The following is an 18,292-nucleotide window of genomic DNA, read 5'->3' as shown; positions in this document are numbered from 1 at the left end:
CATGGGCTTTTTCGAAAGACATTCGCCCTTTGCGGCGCCATGCCCTACTTTCGGCAAACGGTCTGAGCAAACGGATCGCCTGACGAATCGGCACGACATGGCAGGAACCCCCGATGATTGACGAAAAGCCGGACAGCGAGAGCGTCTCGGCGCTGGCGCCTTTCCGGCACGGCATTTTCCGCGCCGTATGGGGCGCAAGTCTCATCTCCAATTTCGGTGGCCTGATCCAGGGCGTCGGCGCCGCCTGGATGATGACCACGATCGCCACCTCGCCCTATCAGGTGGCTCTGGTCCAGGCTTCGACCACCTTGCCGATCATGCTGTTCGCGCTCGTTGCCGGCGCCATCGCCGATAGTTTCGACCGGCGCAAGGTGATGCTGGTCGCCCAGACCTTCATGCTGGTCGTCTCGGTGCTCCTGACCCTGTTCACCTATTCGGGCCTGATCACGCCGTGGACGCTGCTTGCCTTCACCTTCCTGATCGACAGCGGCACCGCGCTCAACAGCCCGTCATGGCAGGCCTCCGTCGGCGACATCGTCCCTCGCAACAAGGTCCCGGCCGCCGTCGCGCTCAACTCGATGGGCTTCAATCTTACCCGCAGCGTCGGCCCGGCGATCGGCGGCATCATCGTCGCCGCTGCCGGTGCGGCGGCCGCGTTTGCGGCAAACGCGGTGAGTTACATCGGCCTGATCGTCGTTCTGGCGCGCTGGAAGCCGGACGTGCCGGTATCGACCTTGCCGCGCGAGTCGCTGGGCGCCGCCATGGGCGCCGGCCTGCGCTATGTCGCCATGTCGCCCAACATCGGCAAGGTGCTGGTCAGGGGCGCGGCTTTCGGCTTCAGCGCCGGCGCGGTGCTGGCACTGCTGCCGTTGGTGGCGCGCGATGTCGTCAACGGCGATGCCCTGACCTACGGCATCATGCTTGGCGCTTTCGGCATCGGCGCCGTCGGCGGCGCCTTGATCAGCGTCAGGCTGCGGCAATTGCTGTCCAGCGAGACGATGGTGCGCTGTGCTTTCGCCGGCTTCGCCGTCTGCGCTTTCAATGCCGCCCTTAGCCATCATGCCTGGCAGACCTCACTCGGGCTGCTTGTCGGCGGTGCCTGCTGGGTCATCGCGCTTTCGCATTTCAACGTCACGGTGCAGATGGCGACACCGCGCTGGGTGGTCGGCCGGGTGCTGTCGGTCTATCAGACCGCGACCTTCGGCGGCATCGCGCTCGGCAGCTGGATCTGGGGCGTCGTCGCCGATGCGCATGGCGCCGAAACCGCGCTGATCGCCGCCAGCATCGCCATGCTGGCCGGCGGCGCCATCGGCCTGCTTTTGCCGCTGCCGCAACAGCAGGTGCTCAACCTCGACCCGCTCAACCGCTTCAGGGAGCCGCATCTCGCGCTCGACCTGAAGCCGCGCAGCGGGCCGATCGCCATCATGATCGAATACATCATCCGCAACGAGGATGTGCCGGAGTTCCTGGCCATCATGGCCGAACGCGGCCGCATCCGCCGCCGTGACGGCGCCCGCAACTGGACGCTGGCGCGCGACCTGGAAAATCCGGCGATCTGGATCGAGCATTATCACACGCCGACCTGGATCGAATATGTGCGCCACAATGGACGCATCACCCATGCCGACGCCGTCATTGGTGAGCGCATCCGGGCACTGCACAGCGGCGACGAACCGCCGCGCGTGCGGCGCATGATCGAGCGCCCGACGACCGCCGGCACGGCTCTCGTGATGGCCAAGGGACCGATCGAGCATTAGGCTTCGCAACCGCGCCTGCCCTCTCTGGCATCCGGCTTGGCTTCCCCTACCCCTCACCCGACAGGTCCCGGCGCGCCTTATCGAGTTCCTCGGCGTAGCGCCGCATCAAATGACCTTCGGTCAAAAGCCCCAGCACGATATGGTCGGTGAAATCCTCGACCACGGCGAGTTCTTCGGCGCCCGCGCGCTGGAACGTTTCGGCGGCGGCCTGCACGTTCATGCTCGGCACCAGCACCGCGTCCTTGTACTTGGCAAGATCGCGCACCGGCACCTCGCCGTCGGAAGGATCGCTGTGCAGTTCAGCCACGATCAGCACGCCGACATAGCGATCACCCGCGTCGACGGCTATGACGCGCTGGGCCGAGCCTAGCGGCACTTGCTTGCGGAAGGCGGCCAGCGTCGTCGAGGCATAAATGGTCTTGATGTCCTTGCGCATCATCGAGCCTACGGTGAGGCTGCGCATCCAGCCGACATCGTGAGCGCTGCGGATGGTCTCGCCGCGCAGATGGAAGCGCCACGTCGAGAAGGAGTAGCCAAAGGTCTCGCGCACCAGGATCGCCGAAATGATCGAGGCCGCAAGCACGACACCGGTCAGCGTCAGGTCGCGGGTCGATTCCAGCGCCAGGAAGGTCATCGTCAGCGGTCCGCCGACGACGCCGACGGCGAGCGACGTCATACCGACGACGGCGGCGACGGCTGGGTCGATGCCGGTTGCCGGGGAGACGATGGCCATCACATCCGCAAACGCCTTGCCAAGCAGGGCGCCAAGGAACAGCGAGGCAAAGAACAATCCGCCGCGAAAGCCCGACCCCAGCGAGACCGCCGATGCCGCCAGCTTGAGCACGAAGACGCTGGCCACCGCGGCCAGCCCGTAGTTCATCGAGAATTCGCGATGCAGCGCGCCATGGCCGCTGGACAAGACCTGTGGCGTGATCAGCCCCAACAAGCCGACGACGACGCCGCCGATGACGGGGCGCAGCGACGCATCGATCGATAGCCTGGCAAAACCACGTTCGATCAGCGTCACCAGATGCATGATGGCGATCGAGGCGGCGCCGCCCAGCAAGCCAAGCAGCAGGAACGGCACGTACTGGCTGGCGGTGAGCGCCGGCAGGCCCGAAAGCTCGAGCGGAAACGGCACGCCGCCGAACATTTCGGCAGTCAGCGAGGCTGAGATCGCGGCGGTCATGACCGGCGCGACATTGGCGACCGAATAGATGCCGATGATCAGTTCGAAGCCGTAAAAGGCGCCGGTCAGCGGTGCATCGAAGGCGGCCGCTATGGCGCCGGCCGCACCACAGCCAACCAGGATGCGGACATCGTTGCGGCGCAGCCTGAAGAAGCGCGCCAGCCATGACGCCAGGCCGGACCCGACCTGCGTGTAGCCGGCTTCCAGCCCGACCGAGGCGCCAAAACCGCTGGAGATCATCGTCTGGCCGGCGATGATGAAGGTGTCGGTCAGCGACATGCGTCCGCCATAGAGCGCGTTGGCTTCGATCGGGTCGATCGGGGTGCGGAATTTCCGGATTCTGAGCCAGATCACCGTTAGCCCGAGCAGGATGCCGCCGATCGCCGGTACCAGCGCCTGCACCGGATTGGTGAGCGAGAACATGCCTGAAAGCCGACCACCGGGCTGGACGCCGAACAACAGCCGGTGCAGGTCCTGCACGATCTGGCTCATCGCCGAGACCAGTATGCCCGCCATCACGCCGACGGCGCCGGCCAGAATGACCACCGCGATGCCGCGCGCCTCGAGCAGCGGCACCGATCGGATCAGCACCGCGCGCAGCCGGCGGGCGTAGACTTCGCTGTGGTTTCTGGAAAGCACCGGGGCGGCTCGCCGACATCACAAAAGGCAGTGGAAGGCCCGCCTGATACGCCCGGCGACAGGGCATGGCAACCGCAATGGCGACGGACGAGGCGCCATTGTGGCAAACCGATCAGGTCGGCATGGGCTCGCCGGCTTCATAGAGCATGAGGTTGCGCTCGCCGATGCCAAGTGCCGGCCAACACGCACGCCAGTCCGTAAGGTGCGGCGAGGCGAAATGCGCGTCCAGTGCTGCCCGGTCGCTCCAGACTTCGGTGACCCGAATGAGCCCGGCATCGAGCACATCCTGCGCGTAGGAATATTGGACACAACCGGGCTCCGCGCGGCTGCCGGAAACCATGCGTTCCATGGCGGGCTTGGCTTCCTCCAATTTGTTTGGCGGCAAGCGAATGGTGCCGATGATCAGAAGTATGGGATTTTCCTTCTTTCGCAAAGTCGGCCGGCGCGAATGATCCTCGCATGATCGTTCGAACTAGCCAGTCTCCCACCCTCGCGCAAGCTTGGCGGGCTACCCTCACAGGGCTGTCGCGCGCTCGGCAGTCTAAGGTTTTGAGGACGACATGGCGATCAGCGAAAGCATCCAGCCCGGCGCGGTGGCCAAGAACGGCCGCGACGTTTTCTTCGCCATCGGCATCGTCATCATCCTGGCCGTGCTGTTCCTGCCGATCCCGGCCTTTCTCATCGACATCGGCCTCGCCTTCTCGATCGCGCTTTCGGTACTGATCCTGATGGTGGCGCTATGGATCCAACGGCCGCTCGATTTCTCGTCATTCCCGACCGTGCTGCTCATCGCCACCATGCTCAGGCTATCGCTCAACATCGCCACCACGCGCATGATCCTGTCGCATGGAAACGAGGGTACGCACGCCGCTGGCTATGTCATCGCCGGCTTCTCCAAGCTGGTGATGGCCAGCGACTTCGTCATCGGCCTCATCGTCTTCATGATCCTGATCGTGGTGAACTTCATCGTCATCACCAAGGGCGCCACCCGTATCGCCGAAGTCGGCGCCCGCTTCACCCTGGACGCCATCCCCGGCAAGCAGATGTCGATCGACGCCGACCTCTCCGCCGGTATGATCGACGACAAGACCGCGCAGTTGCGCCGCCGCGAGCTGGAAGAGGAATCCTCCTTCTTCGGCTCGATGGACGGCGCCTCGAAATTCGTCCGCGGCGACGCCATCGCCGGCCTCATCATCACCGCCATCAACATCGTCGGCGGCATCGCCATCGGCTACATCAGGCATGGCATGGGCATGGGCGAAGCCGCCGACGTGTTCATCAAGCTGTCGGTCGGCGACGGCCTCGTCACCCAGATTCCGGCGCTCATCGTCTCATTGGCCGCCGGCCTGCTCGTCTCCAAGGGCGGCACCCGCGGCTCGACCAACCAGGCGGTGTTCGGCCAGCTCGGCGCCCACCCGCGCGCCCTCTACGTGGCGGCATCGCTGCTCGTGCTGCTCGGCCTGATGCCCGGCCTGCCGCTGTTCCCGTTCTTTGCGCTCGCCGCTGGCATGGCCGGCCTCGGCTACGTCATCCCGATGCGCCACAACCGCGCCGTCGCCGAAGCCGAGGCGATCAAGGACCAGGAGAAGGCGACCAAGGTCGAGGAGGAGAAGAACTCGGTCAAGGCCTCGCTCGCCACCGCCGAGATCGAACTCTTGATCGGCAAGCAGCTGTCGACAAGGCTGCTGACGTCGCATCAGGAACTGGTTTTCCGCATGGGGAAGATGCGCAAGAAATTCGCCACCCAGTACGGCTTCGTCGTGCCGGAGGTGCGTGTCGCCGACGATTTCGCCATCCCGCCGAAGAGCTATCAGATCAAGGTGCACGGCACCGTGGTGGCCGAATACCAGATGCGCGTCGGCGAGATCATGGTGCTGCTCGGCAACCGCGACATACCCGAAATACCGGGCGAGGAAATCCGCGAGCCGGCCTTCGGCATGCGGGCCTATTCGGTGGTCGAAACCTTCGCCGAGGATCTGAAGCGCGAGAACTACACCTTCGCCGACAACATGTCGGTGCTGCTCACCCATCTCTCCGAGGTCATCCGCAACAACCTGCCGCAGCTTCTGTCCTACAAGGACATGAAGGCGCTGCTCGAACGGCAGGACCAGGAATATCGCAAGCTCGCCGACGAGATCTGCACCACGCACATCTCCTATCCCGGCCTGCAGGCGGTGTTGAAGCTGCTGCTCGCCGAGCGGGTCTCGATCCGCAACCTGCATCTGATCATCGAGGCGATCGCCGAGATCGCGCCGCATGTGCGCCGCACCGAGCAGATCGTCGAACATGTCCGCATCCGCATGGCCCAGCAGATCTGCGGCGACCTCTCCGAGAGCGGCGTTTTGAAGGTGCTGCGCCTCGGCAACCGCTGGGACCTCGCCTTCCACCAGAGCCTCAAGCGCGACGCCAAGGGCGAGGTGCGCGAGTTCGACATAGACCCACGCCAGCTCGAGGAGTTCGGCCAGGACGCGACCAAGGCGATCAAGAAATTTCTGGAAGCCGGCGAGCGTTTCGTGCTGGTCACCGCGCCCGACGCCCGCCCCTATGTGCGCATGATCATCGAGCGGCTGTTCACCACGCTGCCGGTGCTCAGCCACGTCGAAATCGCCAAGGGCGTCGAGATCAGGGTGCTCGGAACCATATCGTGAGCGTGCTCTCGCAAGGCGTCGTCATCGCGGCGTTCCTCGCCTTCTGCCGCATCGGCGCCTGCTTCATGCTGATGCCGGGCCTGTCCAGCGCCCGCGTTCCGGTCCAGGTCAGGCTGTTCGTGGCGGTCGCCGCCACCGGCGGCCTGCTCGCCTTCCTGTGGGACAAGATCTTTCCCTTCGTCGACCCGCGCCCGCAGATCCTGGTGCCGATGATCATCTCGGAACTGCTGGTCGGCGGCCTGATCGGCGCCATGACCAGGCTCTACATGGAAGCCCTGCGGTTCATGGGCTCGGCCATCGCCATGCTGATCGGCTATGGCGGCAGCGGCGGACCGGCGATCGAGGAGCCCGAACCCCAGGCGGCCCTTGCCGCCATCATCTCGTTTTCGGCGCTGCTGATGCTGTTTGTCTTCGATTTCGACCACGAGATAGTACGCGCGCTGGTTTCTTCCTACACGGTCGCGCCGGTCAATATCTTCTTCAACCCGCAGGCGGCACTCGTCGATGTCACCGACACGGTGTCGGACACGTTTTTCCTGGTCATCCGCCTCGGCAGCCCGTTTGTCGCCTATGCCATTCTCGTCAATCTGACGATCGGCTTCGTCAACAAGCTGACCCCGCAGATCCCGATCTATTTCATCTCCCAGCCCTTCATCATCGCCGGCGGCATGATCATCTTCTACTTCGCCATCGGCACCATGCTGTCCTTGTTCGTCGACGGCTTTGTCGACCTGACGTTGGCGAGATAGAAATGAGCACGCGCAAAGACCGCCTCAGGAAATTGGTGAAGGTGCAGGAGCAGCTGAAGGCGCTGCACGAAACCCATCACGCCACCTTCCTTGCGGCAGCCAGCGCCGCCGAGGCCGAAGCCCGTGATCTGGTCGGACATTTCGACCAGGCCGATTCGCTTTCCGGCCTGTTCCCCGATCTCTACCATCGCCGCATCGCCCAGGCCGTCGTGCGCCAGGAGGCGAACCTGGCAAACGCGAAGCAGGAAGCCAGCCTCATCGCCGCCGCGACCGCGCGCACCAACATGGTCGAGCGCGCCTACAAGGACGTGCGCAACCGCGACGAGCGCGAACGCTCCGACCGCGAGCGGCTGGATATTATCGCGCAGAAGCGGCCATGAGGAGTGCCGAGTCCTGATCGTTGGCCAAACCCATCAAGCTGATCCTCTCAAACGTACGGAATTACGGTTGCGAAGAACGCCCATCCGCCTGTTGCGGGAATTGTCGGCCGACGTCCATGCTTACTTCAGTGACCAGCTTGCGGCGAAGGGCCATGGCGTAGTCGTTTGGCCCCTTCGGCGTTATGACGAAGGCTTGCGAACCGCCAATGACCGATTTGGCAAAGTAGGATGCCAACGGTTGATCGGGATTCTCATCTTGCGTTGGAATGGCGATCGCGTTGATCGTATACCCCTTGGCAATGGCGTTCAGCCTGCTCGGCTGAACAGGAAGTCCGTCGTTGTTCTCACCATTGGAAGAGATGTCGATTACTTTCTTGGCCGCCTTTCCGGGAAACTGGTCGAGCAGAAGACTTCCAACGTCAATAGCGGAGGAAACGGATGTTCCTCTTCGCCCTCTACGGGTGAAGCCGGTATCCCCTTTCTTGCTGATCACCGACGCGGCCGCTCTGGCATCCTCCAGCCCGCAGATGTTTGTCCACGGCAGCACAATGCGTGTGTGCCCGGGACTCGACCATTCAAAGTAGGCCACGCTGATGCAGCCAACGTAGTTCCGCGTGATGGCCGCGATGATCTCTGGCGAAGTGAGCGCCGCGGCATGACCCTCACGCTGTAGATCGGCAATCTCTGGATCGATCGAGGACGAGAAGTCGACAGCGAATACAACGGCAACGTCAACGTCGGCTGCGTGTGCCTGCAGTCCCCAAAACACCGAAGCTGCAAGTATCCCCGCCACTCTCAAATACGAATTGATCCGTCTTGCCGGTTCTCTGGTCGATCGCCGAACCTGCCGGCGAAAGCCGGCCGCTGCAGACGTGCTGGGCGGCCGTCGGGTTGGGAATACGTTCGCATCAACCGCAAGGGTCATCACATTCCTCCATTGGACCTGAATTGGCGGCGGCACGATCGCCCGGCCAGGCTGCTGGAGTAGCGGCAATGGCAAAGGCCGCGTCGAAGGGTTGAACCGGGCGGGCCAACAAGGGCGCGCATGCCTGCGGCGTTCGGTTCGACATTGCGACGGACAGGATCGCACCGAGAATGATCGCTGCACCCAGTGCGCCCGCGGGTGAGTACCGTTCGCCGAGGAAGATCGCCGCGCCCAACGCCCCGAAGACGCTTTCGGCACTGACGATCACGGCGGCATGACTGGCCGGGGTGAAGCGCTGGGCGGCAATCTGTATGCCGAAGGCGATTGCGGTGGAGAACACGCCAAGGACCGCGAGTTCCGGGCCGGCCGCAAGTGCAGCGGCCAGCGACAGGTTGCCTTGCAGTGCCCCGAGCGGCAGGGCAAAGGCGGCGGCGCCGAGGAACTGTGTCGCCGCAGCAGTGAACGGCCGCGCATGGGCCTGCATGTGCCGGCCAAGCTCGACCATCCAGAGCGCATAGCAGGCAGCCGACAGCATGGCGGTGAGATCGCCGCTGCCGAGGCCGGCGATCCCGCCGGACAAGAGCATGGCACCGACCATTGTCAGCCCGGCGGCGGCGGTGAGGCTCGCTGTCGGACGTTCGCCGATGAGCAGCCAGGCGGCCAGCGGTGTCATCACCGTTGCCGTGCTCACCAGGAAGCTTGCATTCGTGACCGTGGCGCCGAGATAGCAAAGCTGCTGAAGCGTGATGGAGATGGCAAACAGAACGCCCATCCTGGCCAGGCTGGAAAGATAGCCCGGCCCGGCGGGCAGTCGCCTTTCGGTCAAGACGAAAGGCAGCACAAGCAGCCCACCGATCAGGCAGCGCAGGCCGACGGCATTCAGCGGGTCGAGATGAGCAAGCACCGTCTTTTGCGCGACATTGCCGAGGCCCCACAAAGCGGCTGCAAGAAGCAGCAGCAAATTGGCTCTAGTCTTGGACACCCGCCCCCCTCGAGCCAAAGCCAGTTGTTGGCTCGGTGACCCTAATTTAGCACAGCCTAAATGACCTGCCGTCACGACAGCGCTTGAGTGCGGGGCGCTACAGTTTGCGAAGCGTTAGTTTTGAGTTAGAATTTCGTCAGGCTGGGAGAGCAAATGCAAAATGAGGGCGGCGGCGCCACAAATAGAATCTCACTCTTCGGTGGTTTCCGGATCGAAAATGGAACGGCTGATCCGCTTCGGCTGACCGGAAAACGGGGTCCTGCGATCGTTGCTTATCTGGCCCGTAGTCCCGGCATGGTGGCGACAAGGGAGAGACTGGCTGATCTGTTTTGGGGTGACAGCGATAGCGAACACTCGCGCAACAGCCTGCGGCAAACCCTCAGCGTCCTGCGTCGGGATCTGTCACGCGCCGGTGTGGATATTATCCATTCCCGCGGGGAATTGATCGGCCTCGCGCCAGACGCGGTTCGAGTTGACGTGGAGGAATTCGAAGCAGGCCTCTCGGCCCGTTCCGTGCAGGAACTCGAAAGGGTTCTGGCGAACTACACCGGGCCATTCCTCGACGGACTTTATCTGGGGAGCAGTGGATTCGATGACTGGGTCGCATCCGAACGCGACAGGCTGCTCAGCCGCGCTCTTGAGGCCTTCGAAAAACTGGCTCGTCTCGTCGACGCGGAAACCGGGGTCATCCTGGTCGATCGTGTTCTGGCCATGGAGCCGACGCGGGAAGAATCCTATCGGCTCAAGATGGAATTGCTCCTCGCATGTGGCCAACGCGACAGGGCGCTCAGGACATACGAGGCTTGCAGAAGCATGCTGAAGAAGGAGTTCGGCGTCGACGTCGGACCGCAGACGCGAGCGCTTTGGCAATCCGTGCTCTCTGCCGCCGACACGGCGCCAAATGTGCAGTCGGCAAATACTGTTCCAGCCAGCCAGCGCTTCGGGCGCCCATCGATCAGCGTTGCCGACTTCATCAATCTGACCGGAAAGCAAGGCGACGACTTTTTCGCCAAGGGACTCGTCCAGGACATCACCACGGCCCTCTCCGAGGTAGCCGATTATGTCGTGCTCTCCGCGCTGCCACCCTCGGAGAAGAACGGCCCTGCCGAAGAAGCCAAAGCCCCGGGAACGCTCCGGGCGCAATATGTGCTCAGCGGCAGCGTCCAGAGATCCGGCAATGGGCTGAGGGTGAACATCCAGCTTGTCGATGCCGCCGGCGGCCACAACGTCTGGGCCCAGAAGTTCGACGGCCACTCCGAGAACGCGCTCGAATTCCAGGACAGGATCGCGCAGTCTGTTGTTCTGGCCGTGATCCTCGACCTTCAACTGACCAACTGGAAAGTCCGCGACAAGAGCTCGCCCGGTCCCCCGGAAGTGCGCAGGTTGGTGAACGAAGCTCTCATGAAATATTTTGAAATGACCCGGGATTCGCTGTTGGTCGGGATAGAGCTTGCCGAGAAGGCTGTCTCGATAGGTCCCGACAACGCTCGTGCGAAGCGAACGCTCTCGATCGTAATTTCCATGGGCGTGGCGTTTGGCTCGCTGCCCCGGGAGCCAGGGCAGATCGAGCGTGCGGTCGAGCTTGCGGAAGCAGCGGTACGGGCAGTGCCTGACGACGAAATTGCCCGCTGCATCCTGTCATTCGCTCTCGAAAGTTCCGGTCGCATCGACGAGGCGATCGCCGAGTGCCAACATGCGATCAGCCTCAACCCGAGCTATCCGACCGGCCACGGCGACATTTCGATGCTCTTTGCGTTGCGCGGACAGGTTAGCGAAGCAGTACGTGAGGCCAACGAGGCAATCCGGCTCGGAACGCATGACGTCATCGACTTCTGGCGTCACCATGGCCTGGTTGTCGCACTGTTCGCCGGCGGAGACGATCAGCGGGCGCTCGAAGTCGCCCGCAAGGTGGTCAGGACAAAGCCGGGATTCGTTCGCGGCGCCCTTTATTGGGCTGCGGCCGCGTCGGCAACCGGGAACAACGAAGAGGCCTCGCGGGCCATCCATCATTGCCTGTCACAACTTCCCCATCTCAACCTGGGTAATGTCTGCCCCGGCTTTGTGCCGCGCTATGTGAAGGATCATTATCACGCGAGATTCCTTGAAATGCTGTCGAGGGCCGGCCTTCCTGCTTCCTAGTGGAACCTGGCTACGCGACCGGGATCCGGAGAAACCAGATCAAGCCTGCCGCTTGGCAAGCCTGCCACAAGCTTGTTGAGGCATTGTCTGGCTAAGGAAAACCGACAAAAAGGCGGACTTTCTTGGCGATTTCTCCACCCAGCGACATCGTTATGGATGTGGCCCGAGCCGTCGATCCGACGGATATCGAGGCCGCCCGCGCCGCGCTGACGAAGCGGGCCGGTGGTGCTGCGGGTGCGTTTTCGGTCGACAGCGCCGCTTCGGTCGATGCCGGCTCGGTCCTGTCGCGCGCTACTGCCGACAAGGCCGCCGCCGCAACCGATCCCGCCAAGAAATTCAAGAAGTTCGAGGCGATGGTGCTGCAGACCTTCATCCAGAACATGCTGCCCAAGGACACCGAAGGCGTCTACGGCAAGGGCCTGGCCGGCGACATGTGGAAATCGCAGCTTGCCGAGCGTGTGGCCGACGTCATGGCCGAACGTGGTGGTATCGGCATCGCCAAGTCGATGCTCGCCGACCACTATGTCGAAGGCAAGCGCATCGTGCCGGTCGGTCCGGTTTCGGGCGGGCCGGAAAGGACCGAGATCGATCAACAGAACAGTCTGTCGACCTCGCTGGTCCACGAATTGCAGCGCAGGGCGGCGCGGTCGATCACTGGTGACGAGACCATCGTCAAGACAGACATCAAGATCTAGGACATGCCCCGGAACCGGGAACCGGTTTTGGGAGGGATCATGCTCAACCATTGAGATAGTGCGTATCCGAGTTTCAATCTAACCAGACCGGGATTTTCATGGCCGACTTTTCGGAATTCACCGCCAACCTGCCAGCACGCACGACCGCGTCGGAAGCGCCGATCCCGTTCGCGCGGCCTGGCAACCTCGCCGCCATCATCGGACGTATCGAGGAAGTGGTCGAGGAAGAGACGGCCGGCATCCGCAACGCCACCAACTATGATCTCAAGGCATCGAACGCCCGCAAGAGCCGCTATCTCTACGAGCTGACCCGCGCCATGAAGGGCGGCAGCGAAGCCGAATTCCTCGAACAGCACCGCGACGGCCTGACCCGGCTGCGCCAGAAGCTGGCGAAGAACGAGGCGGCGATCCTGGCGCACCTCAGCGCGGTCAACGAAGTCGCCAGCCTGCTGCGGCACGCCATCCAGCGCGCCGAAACCGACGGCACCTATTCGGCCGGCGAATTCGGCTGGGCAAAGGCATGATCCCGAACACAGGGAACGCATTTGCGATCCTGCTCAGGCAGGAGGGCAACGCCGCGTTGGCATCTCAAGGCCGTGACGAGGCCCGATGATCAAGGTCATCGCCATCGCCGTCTGGATCTGCGCCGCCACGCTCGGCGCGGTGTTCTATTCGTTCCAGGCCGCGGGCGAAAAGGGCGTCGGCGAAACGCCGAAGCCGATGCTGGGCGGCCTCGACTACGTCAAGACCGATATCATTTCGGTGCCGTTGATCCGCGATTCGCAGATCGGCGGCTATTTCCTGACAAAGCTCGTCTACACGGTCGAACCCGAGCAGATAAAGAAGCTGTCCATTCCGGCGGAAGCGCTGATCACCGACCAGGTCTATTCCTACCTCTATTCCAATCCGCAGATCGACTTCACCAAGAAGGCGACGATCGATCTCGATGCCTTCCGCGCCGCCATCCGCGATACCGTCAACGCGCGTGTCGGCGCCCCTTTGGTGCATGAGGTTCTGATCGATCAGGTCAATTTCCTGTCGAAGGACGAAATCCGCGACAACTGGCTGCGCCGCAAGAAAAGCGAGACGGCTGCGGAAATGACCAAGGCGTTCAAGGAACACTGAATTGCCCTGCTCATGGGTTCCGACCAAATCGGGCCCCACCTGCCGCGAGGGCAGGAACCAGCCACCGGAATCCGCGTTGACGTAAACGTCAACGCAAAGCTATATGCGGGCAGCGACCGTGATCGCGAAACCGCGGCACGGGCTTCGGCCGGATCGAAGCGCCGTTGCGAGACAGATGCAACCAGACAAGGAGAACAGCGTGAGCGTTCAGGAGATTGCCGAGAAGATCAAGTCGCGCGTGGCAAGCAGCGGGTTCGATCGTTCCGTGAAATTCGACACTGGCAGCGACGGCGTCATAGTCATCGACGGCGCGACCGTTTCGACATCAGACGCACCCGCCGACTGCACCATCAAGCTCTCGCTCGACGACCTGGATTCGCTGATCGCTGGCGATCTGAATCCGACGATGGCCTTCATGACCGGCAAGATAAAGGTCGAAGGCGACATGACCGTCGCCATGGCCCTCAGCCAGCTGATCGGCTGACCACTATCAGACAAACCAACGCTGCCCAATGGGCGGCGTATTGTTTTGAATGAAGACGCGCCGCTTCAGGCGGCCTGAAGCATCAGGCCGCCGAATTCAGTTCCTGCGTCTTCAGCTTGCGCCCCGCCGCCTTCAACGTGCCGTGCACGCCATCGAGCGCGCCGTCCACCAGTTCAAGCGCCAGCAAACGGTGCCGCTCGTAAGGTCCCGGCATGGCGAGCGAACCGGTCCTGGCGGCGGAGAAGCCGAAGCGTCCGTAATAAGGCGCATCACCGACCAGCAGGATCGCGGCGTGGCCAAGCCGCGCCGCCTCGGCGATGGCATGGCGCATCAGCGCCGAGCCGATGCCGGCACTCTTGAGCGATGGATCGACGGCGAGCGGTCCAAGCAGCAGCGCGGCCGGACCACCCTCGCCCAGCGTGACATCCCACAGCCGCACGGTGCCTGCCACGTCGCCCGAAGCATCGTGGGTGACAAAGGCCAGGCCTTCAGAGGGCCGACGACCACGCCGCAGCTTCTCCGACGATTTTTTCCGCCGCTTCGGCCCCATGGCCCGATCGAGCAACGCCTCGCGCGCCGCGACATCGGCGGCGGTTTCGGCAATGACGGCAATGGCACTCTCCCCCCTTGAGGGGGAGATTCCGCGCGCAGCGCCTTCAACAATGAAATTTGCAATGTCCATTTCCGCGATCCTTCACGAGCGGAGGTTGTTCCACAGGCGAACCCGGATGGGCGCCGGACGCCCACCTGGGATGATCTGACCGGTTCTTTCGAACCGTCAGATCACGTAGGATCGGAGAGGCTCGAAGCCGTTGAAGGCGACCGCCGAGTAGGTGGTCGTGTAGGCGCCGGTGCCTTCGATCAGCACCTCGTCACCGATGGTCAGCGACAGCGGCAGCGGGTACGGCGTCTTCTCGTACATCACGTCGGCCGAATCGCAGGTCGGGCCGGCGAGCACGCAAGGTGCGGTCTCCGTGCCGTCATGGCGGGTGACGAGTGGATAGCGGATAGCCTCATCCATCGTCTCGGCCAGGCCGCCGAACTTGCCGATGTCGAGGAATACCCAGCGCACATTGTCGTTGGCGGCCTTCTTCGAGATCAGCACGACTTCCGACTTGATGACGCCGGCGTTGCCGACCATGCCGCGCCCCGGCTCGATGATGGTTTCCGGGATGGCATTGCCGAAATGCTTGCGCAGCGCCGAGAATATCGACTGGCCATAGGCCTGGGCCGCCGGCACGTCACGCAGATAGCGCGTCGGGAAACCACCGCCCATGTTGACCATCTTCAAGACGATACCTTCCTCGGCGAGCGTCGCGAACACCACCTTGGCGTCGGCCAGCGCGCGGTCCCAAGCGGTCAGGTCGGTCTGCTGCGAGCCGACATGGAACGACACGCCATAGGCGTCGAGGCCGAGTTCCTTGGCATGGCGCAGCACGTCGACAGCCATCGCAGGCACGCAGCCGAATTTGCGTGACAGCGGCCACTCGGCACCCTCGCCATCGGTCAGCACGCGGCAGAACACGCGCGCGCCGGGAGCGACACGGGCGATCTTCTCGACCTCTTCGACGCAGTCGACCGCGAACAGGCGGATGCCGAGCTGGTAGGCGCGTGCGATGTCACGCTCCTTCTTGATGGTGTTGCCGAAGGAAATGCGGTCCGCCGGCGCACCGGCGTCCATCGCCATCTCGACTTCGGCAACGGAAGCGGTGTCGAAGGACGAGCCCATCGCGGCAAGCAGGCGCAGGATTTCCGGCGCCGGGTTTGCTTTCACCGCATAGTAGATTTTCGAATCGGGCAGCGCCTTCTCGAAGGCGCGAAAATTGTCGCGCACGACGTCGAGGTCGACGACCAGGCAAGGGCCGGTCGGACGTCGGGTGGCGAGGAAGTCAAGGATGCGCTGGGTGGCCATCGGGGTCTCTCCATCAGCGCCTTTCGGGCGCCATAAGGCTGCGGGACGCAGGCTGTCAGCCTCGCGAACACGCGGTGGACAAAGGCGGGACGGAAATCCATGGAACCAGCCGGTGGAGACCCCGGAACCATGAAGCGCCGTCTCGCGGCGGTGAACCTTGGCCTTGCCCGGCCTCGGTTCGCTTTGTCTGCCTTGGCTTGGATGGGAGACCCGTCCGCACTGCCGGCAATGAAGGTGTGCCTCTTCAGTAACCCCGGTTTTTGGACAACCGGCAGAACACCAGAAAGGCCCGCACCGTCGTTGCTTCAAGGTGTCCTCGGGCTGGCGGTTGGCCGCTAGACCGACTGGAGGGGTTGGCTCCAGTTACCTTACCGATTTCCCTCACCATTCGAGGACCGGCGGACACCCACAGGCACGTGCGACTTTGGGCAAGCGCGATATAAGGGCGATGGGTTTCACAATCAATAAAAATCGCATCCGAGGTTGTAAAATTTCTGGCATCGAACGATGTTGCGGCAACCGTATCCGGATAGCGAACGATGACAGGCACCCACGGCCCTCTCAACGCCTTTCTCGATCTTCGCCAGATGCCGGTGGCGCATGCCGAGCTCGGCCCGCTGGCCGGCCTGCGGCTGGCCGTCAAGGACATCTACGACGTCGCCGGCTATCGCACAGGTTGCGGCAACTTGCAGAAATTCACTGACAGCCACGCCGCCTCGCGCACGGCCCCGGCCGTGCAGATGATTCTCGATGCCGGCGCGCGCTTCGTCGGCAAGACCCAGACCGACGAGCTTGCCTTCGCGCTGTTCGGCCAGAATGCGCATTTTTCGTTTCCGGTGAACCCGGCAGCGCCAGACCGCGTCACCGGCGGCTCGTCATCGGGGTCGGCGGCGGCGGTGGCGGGCAGGCTGGCCGACATCGCCACCGGCTCCGACACCGGCGGCTCGATCCGCGCGCCAGCGAGCTTTTGCGGTCTGATCGGGCTGCGCACCACGCATGGGCGCATTTCGCTCGATGGCACGATGAAGCTGGCGCCGAGCTTCGACACGTTCGGTTGGTTCGCCGACGATATCGAGACCTACGAGACCGTCGGCAAGCTGCTGCTCGGCCGCGACCCCCACCAGCACGCACTGGACCGGCCGCTGACGCTGGAATGGCTGGACGCGCTGGTCGCCGGCCCGGCGGTTGCCGAATATGCTCGAATGAAGGCACTGGCGAGTACGGTCTTCGGCGCGCCGGCGACGGCAGCGACGCGCTTCACCTCGTCTCCGGATGAACTCTACTGGTGCTTTCGCCGGCTGCAGGCCAAGGAGGCCTGGGCGGTGCATGGCGAATGGATCACCAGTGGCGAGCGCCACCTCGGTCCCGGTGTCGAGGAGCGTTTCGGCTTTGGCCGTGCCGTCGACGACAAAACAGCCCAGGCCGAGAAGGTGCGCCGGCTGACCTTTCGCGGCGAACTGAGCGCCCTGCTGGGCAAGGACGGCTTCCTTGTCCTGCCGACGGTGCCGGGCCCAGCTCCCTACGTGGACAGCACGCCGGAGCAGTTCCAGGCCTATCGCGAACGAGCGCTTCAACTTCTGTGCCTGGCCGGCCTGTCCGGTTTTCCACAGGTCACCTTGCCCATCGGGTCGGTCACCGGCGCCCCGTTCGGCCTGTCGCTGCTTGGCCCTTCCGGCAGCGACATTGCCCTGATACGGCTCGGCCGGAAACTTCTCGACGCGGCACGAAAGGCCTGACCATGGACACACTGACCCGCATGCGCGCCTTCATCGACGTGGTCGAGGCCGAGGGCTTTTCGGCGGCGGCACGCAAGATCGGCCGCTCCAAGGCCCTTTTGTCGAAATATGTGCGCGAGCTGGAGGACGAACTCGGCGCCCTGCTGCTCAACCGCACCACGCGCCAGTTCTCGATGACCGAGGCCGGCCACACCTACTACCGGCGCGCCTCGGAGATCGTGCGCGAGGTCGACAGCCTGGCCGACGCCGTGCGCGAATCCTCCGGCGACGTGCGCGGCCGGATCAAGCTGTCGGCGCCGCGCACCTTCGCCGATGCACCTATCGGACAGTCACTGATCGATTTCGCCAAGCAGCATCCCGACATCGTGCTCGACATCCAGCTCGACGACCGCTTCGTCGATCTGGTCGAGGAAGGCTTCGACCTTGCGGTGCGCATCTCGCGGCTGGAGAACTCGTCGCTGATCGCCAGGCGCCTGGCGCCGTTTTCGATAAAACTCTGCGCCTCTCCCGAACTGATCGCCAGGCATGGCATGCCGACACGGCCGCAGGATCTCAGCCGCATGCCCTGCATCGTCGACACCAATGGCCGCGGACTGAACAACTGGCCGTTCAAGGGCGACAATGGCGATCCGGTGAGCGTTTCGGTGTCGGGTCCCATCGAGGTCAACAGCCCGATGACGGCGAGAGCCGCGGCCGTAGCCGGGCTCGGATTTTCCGTCCTGCCGGATTTCATCGCCGCGCCCGACCTCGCGAGCGGCCGGCTGGTGTCGGTGATGGATGACCGCATCCTGTCGGGCGGCGGCATCTTCGCCGTCTACCCGCACCGCCGCTACCTGCCGGCCAAAGTCCGCGTTTTCGTCGACTTCCTGGTGCAGTGGTTCAGAACGCGTGAAGCCTGATCTATTCAGTCGAGTCCCGGTCCCAATTTCGCC

17 protein-coding genes are annotated in these 18,292 nt (G+C 63.5%); 11 read left to right on the top strand and 6 right to left on the bottom strand.

The genetic code is table 11. From position 1 onward, the window contains the following. Positions 1-113: 113 nt before the first annotated feature. Positions 114-1,757: an MFS transporter gene (locus tag NKH19_RS01600; protein WP_352863351.1), complete on the top strand. Its 1,644-nt coding sequence runs from the start codon at positions 114-116 to the stop codon at positions 1,755-1,757. A 46-nt stretch (positions 1,758-1,803) separates the two neighbouring features. Here NKH19_RS01600 and NKH19_RS01595 read toward each other — a convergent pair whose 3' ends face one another. Together NKH19_RS01595 and NKH19_RS01590 are read right to left on the bottom strand one after the other, a co-directional pair. Next, positions 1,804-3,585 carry a chloride channel protein gene (locus NKH19_RS01595; RefSeq protein ID WP_352863349.1) on the bottom strand — a complete coding sequence of 594 codons (1,782 nt, stop codon included), beginning with the start codon at positions 3,583-3,585 and terminating at the stop codon, positions 1,804-1,806. A 112-nt stretch (positions 3,586-3,697) separates the two neighbouring features. After that, entirely contained in the window at positions 3,698-3,997 is a 300-nt protein-coding gene (locus NKH19_RS01590) for a putative quinol monooxygenase (RefSeq protein ID WP_352863480.1), read from the bottom strand. Between the two features lie 148 nt (positions 3,998-4,145). On the opposite strand from NKH19_RS01590, the gene flhA reads away from it, so the two are divergent. From flhA to NKH19_RS01575, 3 genes are read left to right on the top strand one after another with little or no spacing between them, the layout of a single operon-like run. Beyond that, positions 4,146-6,233, top strand: coding sequence for a flagellar biosynthesis protein FlhA (flhA, locus tag NKH19_RS01585; protein WP_352863347.1), 2,088 nt, complete (start codon positions 4,146-4,148; stop codon positions 6,231-6,233). Then, complete coding sequence (gene fliR, locus NKH19_RS01580; protein WP_352863345.1) at positions 6,230-6,982, top strand: flagellar biosynthetic protein FliR; 753 nt, start codon at positions 6,230-6,232, stop codon at positions 6,980-6,982. The genes flhA and fliR overlap by 4 nt, the downstream gene beginning before the upstream one ends. 2 nt (positions 6,983-6,984) lie before the next feature. Then, positions 6,985-7,362 carry a hypothetical protein gene (locus tag NKH19_RS01575; protein WP_352863343.1) on the top strand — a complete coding sequence of 126 codons (378 nt, stop codon included), beginning with the start codon at positions 6,985-6,987 and terminating at the stop codon, positions 7,360-7,362. 61 nt (positions 7,363-7,423) lie between these two features. Here NKH19_RS01575 and NKH19_RS01570 read toward each other — a convergent pair whose 3' ends face one another. Together NKH19_RS01570 and NKH19_RS01565 are read right to left on the bottom strand one after the other, a co-directional pair. Continuing rightward, positions 7,424-8,287: a DUF1194 domain-containing protein gene (locus NKH19_RS01570; RefSeq protein ID WP_352863341.1), complete on the bottom strand. Its 864-nt coding sequence runs from the start codon at positions 8,285-8,287 to the stop codon at positions 7,424-7,426. Further along, positions 8,271-9,269: a DMT family transporter gene (locus tag NKH19_RS01565; RefSeq protein ID WP_352863339.1), complete on the bottom strand. Its 999-nt coding sequence runs from the start codon at positions 9,267-9,269 to the stop codon at positions 8,271-8,273. The genes NKH19_RS01570 and NKH19_RS01565 overlap by 17 nt, the downstream gene beginning before the upstream one ends. A gap of 153 nt (positions 9,270-9,422) precedes the next feature. Here NKH19_RS01565 and NKH19_RS01560 point away from each other — a divergent pair, with 153 nt between their 5' ends. The 5 genes from NKH19_RS01560 to NKH19_RS01540 all read left to right on the top strand — a co-directional run bounded on the left by NKH19_RS01560 (position 9,423) and on the right by NKH19_RS01540 (position 13,712). After that, positions 9,423-11,408, top strand: a complete 1,986-nt coding sequence (locus NKH19_RS01560; RefSeq protein WP_352863337.1) for a BTAD domain-containing putative transcriptional regulator — start codon at positions 9,423-9,425, stop codon at positions 11,406-11,408. A 122-nt stretch (positions 11,409-11,530) separates the two neighbouring features. Next, on the top strand, positions 11,531-12,103 hold the full coding sequence (locus tag NKH19_RS01555) for a rod-binding protein (protein ID WP_352863335.1): 573 nt from the start codon (positions 11,531-11,533) through the stop codon (positions 12,101-12,103). Positions 12,104-12,201: 98 nt separating this feature from the next. Next, positions 12,202-12,627, top strand: a complete 426-nt coding sequence (locus NKH19_RS01550) for a hypothetical protein (protein ID WP_352863333.1) — start codon at positions 12,202-12,204, stop codon at positions 12,625-12,627. A gap of 85 nt (positions 12,628-12,712) precedes the next feature. Then, the gene (locus NKH19_RS01545; RefSeq protein WP_352863331.1) at positions 12,713-13,228 is read left to right on the top strand and encodes a hypothetical protein; all 516 of its coding nucleotides are present in this window, start codon (positions 12,713-12,715) and stop codon (positions 13,226-13,228) included. A gap of 199 nt (positions 13,229-13,427) precedes the next feature. After that, entirely contained in the window at positions 13,428-13,712 is a 285-nt protein-coding gene (locus NKH19_RS01540) for an SCP2 sterol-binding domain-containing protein (protein ID WP_056582750.1), read from the top strand. An 82-nt stretch (positions 13,713-13,794) separates the two neighbouring features. Here the strand turns inward: NKH19_RS01540 and NKH19_RS01535 are convergent, their stop codons facing one another. Continuing rightward, positions 13,795-14,394: a GNAT family N-acetyltransferase gene (locus NKH19_RS01535; protein WP_352863330.1), complete on the bottom strand. Its 600-nt coding sequence runs from the start codon at positions 14,392-14,394 to the stop codon at positions 13,795-13,797. 96 nt (positions 14,395-14,490) lie between these two features. Further along, positions 14,491-15,624, bottom strand: a complete 1,134-nt coding sequence (gene odc2 / locus NKH19_RS01530; protein WP_352863328.1) for an ornithine/lysine decarboxylase — start codon at positions 15,622-15,624, stop codon at positions 14,491-14,493. 539 nt (positions 15,625-16,163) lie between these two features. Here odc2 and NKH19_RS01525 point away from each other — a divergent pair. Then, positions 16,164-17,360 carry an amidase gene (locus tag NKH19_RS01525; protein WP_352863326.1) on the top strand — a complete coding sequence of 399 codons (1,197 nt, stop codon included), beginning with the start codon at positions 16,164-16,166 and terminating at the stop codon, positions 17,358-17,360. A 2-nt stretch (positions 17,361-17,362) separates the two neighbouring features. Next, positions 17,363-18,259, top strand: coding sequence for a LysR family transcriptional regulator (locus tag NKH19_RS01520; protein ID WP_352863324.1), 897 nt, complete (start codon positions 17,363-17,365; stop codon positions 18,257-18,259). Positions 18,260-18,292 lie beyond the last annotated feature (33 nt).

It is taken from the genome of Mesorhizobium sp. M1338, from assembly GCF_040318045.1.
Lineage (GTDB): Bacteria > Pseudomonadota > Alphaproteobacteria > Rhizobiales > Rhizobiaceae > Mesorhizobium.
Note: the sequence above shows the minus strand (reverse complement) of the source record. Positions and strands in the feature narration are given on the sequence as shown.